The sequence below is a fragment of the Streptomyces sp. WG7 genome (genome assembly GCF_049975785.1).
Classification (GTDB): Bacteria; Actinomycetota; Actinomycetes; order Streptomycetales; family Streptomycetaceae; genus Streptomyces.
In genome coordinates, this window is record NZ_JBNGGE010000111.1 from 1 (window position 1) to 4149 (window position 4149).

1 protein-coding gene is annotated in these 4149 nt (G+C 69.8%); it reads left to right on the forward strand.

Features of this window, described 5'->3' with window-relative positions; genetic code table 11:
* Nucleotides 1–4149, forward strand: a 4149-nt coding sequence (locus ACP4J0_RS38205) for an SDR family NAD(P)-dependent oxidoreductase (RefSeq protein WP_426604008.1), incomplete at both ends; no start/stop codon positions are given.

A 4149-nucleotide genomic window follows, 5' to 3' on the forward strand; every position in this document is an offset into this window, starting at 1 on the left:
GGCCGGGATCGCGCCGGTGTCGTCGTCGGTGCCGGTGTATTCGTCGGTGACGGGGCAGGTGTTGGATACCGGCGCGGCGGATGCCGGGTATTGGGTGCGGAACCTGCGTGAGACCGTGCGGTTCGAGGACGCGACCCGTGCCTTGATCGCGGATGGTCGGGACGTCTTCGTAGAGGTCAGCCCGCACCCGGTGCTCACTTCCCCAGTGTCCGAAACTCTTGCTGACACCGGGCAGGACGGCGTCGTCGTGGGCACCTTGCGACGCGGTGAAGGCGGCGCCCGGAGGGTGATGGCCTCGCTGGCACAGCTGTTCGTCCAGGGTGTCCCCGTTTCCTGGGAGTGGGTGTTCGCGGGGACAGGTGTCGGGCGGGTGGAGTTGCCGACCTATGCGTTCCAGCACGAGCGGTACTGGCCCGATGCCCCGGCGATGGTTGGTGACATGGCGGGGGCGGGTTTGGCCTCGGCTGAGCATCCGCTGCTGGGCGCGATGGTCGAACTGCCCGAGTCTGGTGGGGTCTTGTTCACCGGAAAGGTGTCGCTTCGGTCGCATCCATGGCTTGCGGATCACGTGGTGCGTGGCCACTCCGTCTTCCCGCAGACAGGGTTTGTCGAGCTGGCGGTGCGCGCCGGTGACGCCGTGGGCTGTGACCGGGTCGGCGAACTGGTCGTGGAGGTACCGCTGGTCCTCCCGGCCCAGGGCGGCTGCCAGATCCAGGTTGTGCTCACCGAGCAGGATCAGGGATGGGCCGTGACCATCCATGCCCGCCCGGACGGCAGCGAAGAATGGACCCGGCACGCCACCGGTCTGCTGAGCAACGGCACCACCTCCGACGAGGAGTCGGACGGCGGGGGGTCGTCGTGGCCACCCGCCGGTGCTGACGAGGTCGATATCGATGGCCTCTACGGCTCCGGCACCGACATCGTCCACGGGACGGTGTTCCAGGGGCTGACGCGTGTTTGGGCCCAAGGAGAGCGGGTGTGGGCCGAGGCCGCCCTGCCCGAGGACCAGGTGGGTCCGGCCGGAGCGTTCGGCATACATCCGGCCTTGCTGGACGCCGTGCTGCACGCGGTGGCGATGGACTCCGACCGGCTGCCGTTCCGGTTCACCGATGTGGTGCTGCGGGCCTCCGGTGCGACCCGGGTGCGGGCGTGTCTGACCCGTATCGTCGCGGATGAGTTCAGCGTCGCGGTCACCGACGGCACCGGTGCTCCGGTGCTGTCGATCGACTCGGTGACGCTCAGTACCCCGCCGGAGGACCTGTTCCTCTCGGTCCCTCAGGACACGGCCGTACTGGCGCCGGAGTGGACCGACCTGAACGTGCCGACGGCCGCCCGGGCAGACGGCTGGGTCGTCGTGGGACCGGGCGAGGAGTACGCGGACCTGGACTCGTCGATCGCGGCGATCGACAGCGGAGCGTCGGCACCTCGCCATCTGGTGCTGTCCATTCCGCATTCCACCGAGCCCGAGTCGGCTTCGGTGCACCAGGTCACCGTACGGGCGCTCGAACAGTTGCAGGGCTGGCTCGCGGAGCGGCGGTTCGACGGGACGCAGTTGGTCGTGGTCACTCGGGGAGCTGTGACCACGGCTTCGGATGATCCGGTGGTCGACCTGCCGGGTGCAGCGGTGTGGGGTTTGGTGCGCTCCGCGCAGTCCGAGAACCCGGACCGGATCACGCTGGTCGACCTGGAGCCGGACGCCGGTCTCGATCTCGCGGTGCTGGCCGGTGTGGCAGGGACCGCCGAGTCCCAAGTGGCGGTCCGCGGCGCCACGGTGCGCGTACCACGCCTGGTCCGCCGCACACCGACCACCGTCGACGTAGCCCCGCTGGAAGGCACGGTGGTGATCACCGGTGCCATGGGCGGACTCGGGAGCCTGGTGGCACGGCACCTGGTCCGCTCCTACGGCGTACGACACTTGCTCCTGACGAGCCGACGGGGCGACCGGGCCGAGGGCGCGGGTGAACTGGTCCAGGAGCTGACCGGTCTCGGCGCGCGAGTCACAGTGGTGGCCTGTGATGTGTCGGACCGGGCCGCCCTGGCCGCGATGCTGGCGGCCGTGCCCGCGGAGCACCCGGTCTCGGGTGTCGTCCACACCGCGGGTGTGCTCGATGACGGCGTCATCGGCTCACTGACCGGCGAGCGGGTACACCGGGTACTGGCACCGAAGGTGGACGCGACCTGGCATCTGCATGAGCTGACGCGCGACCTGGACCTGTCGTTCTTCGTCGTGTTCTCCTCTCTGGCCGGGCTGCTGGGCGGCCCCGGGCAGGCCAACTACGCGGCGGGCAACGTCTTCGCCGACACACTGGTGCAGTGGCGCCGACAAGCCGGACTGCCGGGCGTGTCGATGGCCTGGGGCGCGTGGACTCCCGAGGTCGGGCTGACCGGCACCCTCCGGGACGTCGACCTGCGGCGCATGGCGCGGGCAGGCATGCCGCTGCTGACGGTGGAACAGGGGCTGGACCTCTTCGACCAAGCGCTTCGCAGCGACGATCCGGTTCTCGGGCTGACTCGCCTGGACACCGTGGCCCTCCGCGCCCAGGGAGACGTCCCGCCCATGCTGCGGTCCCTCGTCGGTGGCGTGGTACGTCGCGTCGCCGCGGACGACCGGCAGGAGCAGCGGGGCATCGCACAGCAGTTGGCCGCCATGCCGGCCGAGGAACGCCCGCGGTTCCTGCACGGGCTCCTCCGTGGTCACGTCGCCGCGGTCCTGGGACACCGGTCGCCCGATCACATCGAGACCGACCAGGCATTCAAACAGCTGGGGTTCGATTCGCTGACCGCCGTCGAGCTGCGCAACGGGGTGGCGTCGGCGACCGGGTTGAGCCTGCCCGCGACGCTGGTCTTCGACTACCCCACCATCGCGGCGCTGGCCGACCATCTGGCCGGTCTCCTGGGTGACCCGCTGCCGTCTGTCGGCATCGTGGGTCCGCAGCCGGTGGTGCCGGTGGACGACGACCCGATCGTGATCGTCGGCATGTCGTGCCGTTTCCCTGGGGACGTGTCCGGCCCCGACGACTTCTGGGGGTTGCTTGCCGAGGGCGGGGATGCCGTCGCGGGGTTCCCGACCGATCGCGGCTGGGACCTCGATGAACTCGTGGGTACCGGGGCCTCGGCCACCGCCCGGGGCGGCTTCCTCCAGGGAGTCGGCGATTTCGACGCCGAGTTCTTCGGGATCTCTCCGCGTGAGGCGGTGGCGACTGATCCGCAGCAGCGGCTGCTGCTGGAAACGTCGTGGGAGGCGCTGGAAAACGCCGGCATAGACCCGACATCCCTGTCGGGCAGCCAGGTCGGCGTCTTTGTCGGGGCCTTCCCCTCGGGATACACCGAGCTGGCAACCCGGGCCAACGGCGACCTGGCCGGGCATCTGATCACCGGCGGCTCGCAGAGCGTCATATCGGGGCGGGTGGCGTATGTGCTGGGGTTGCAGGGCCCTGCGGTGACGGTGGACACGGCGTGTTCCTCGTCGTTGGTGGCGTTGCATTGGGCCGTGCAGTCGTTGCGGTCCGGTGAGTGTTCGATGGCTCTCGCCGGCGGTGTGACGGTTATCGCTACTCCGGAGACCTTCGTCGGGTTCTCCCAGCAGGGTGGGTTGGCGGTGGATGGGCGGTGCAAGGCGTTCGCTGATGCGGCTGATGGCACGGGGTGGTCCGAGGGCGCTGGTGTGCTGGTGGTGCAGCGGTTGTCGGATGCGCGGCGTGCGGGGCGTCGGGTGCTGGCGGTCGTGCGGTCGAGTGCGGTGAATCAGGACGGTGCGTCGAATGGTCTGACGGCGCCGAATGGTCCGGCGCAGCAGCGGGTGATCCGTCAGGCCCTGGCGGGTGCTGGTCTCTCCGGTGCCGAGGTGGATGCCGTCGAGGCGCACGGCACGGGCACGGTGCTGGGAGATCCGATCGAGGCGCAGGCGCTGTTGGCCACGTATGGGCAGGACCGGCCGGGGGAACAGCCGTTGTGGCTGGGTTCGTTGAAGTCGAACCTTGGTCACACGCAGGCCGCCGCCGGTGTGGCCGGTGTGATCAAGATGGTGTTGGCGATGCGGCATGGGGTGCTGCCGCGGACGTTGCATGTGGATGCGCCGTCGTCGAAGGTGGACTGGTCGCAGGGTGCGGTGGAGTTGCTGACCGAGACGCGGGCCTGGCCGGAGACGGG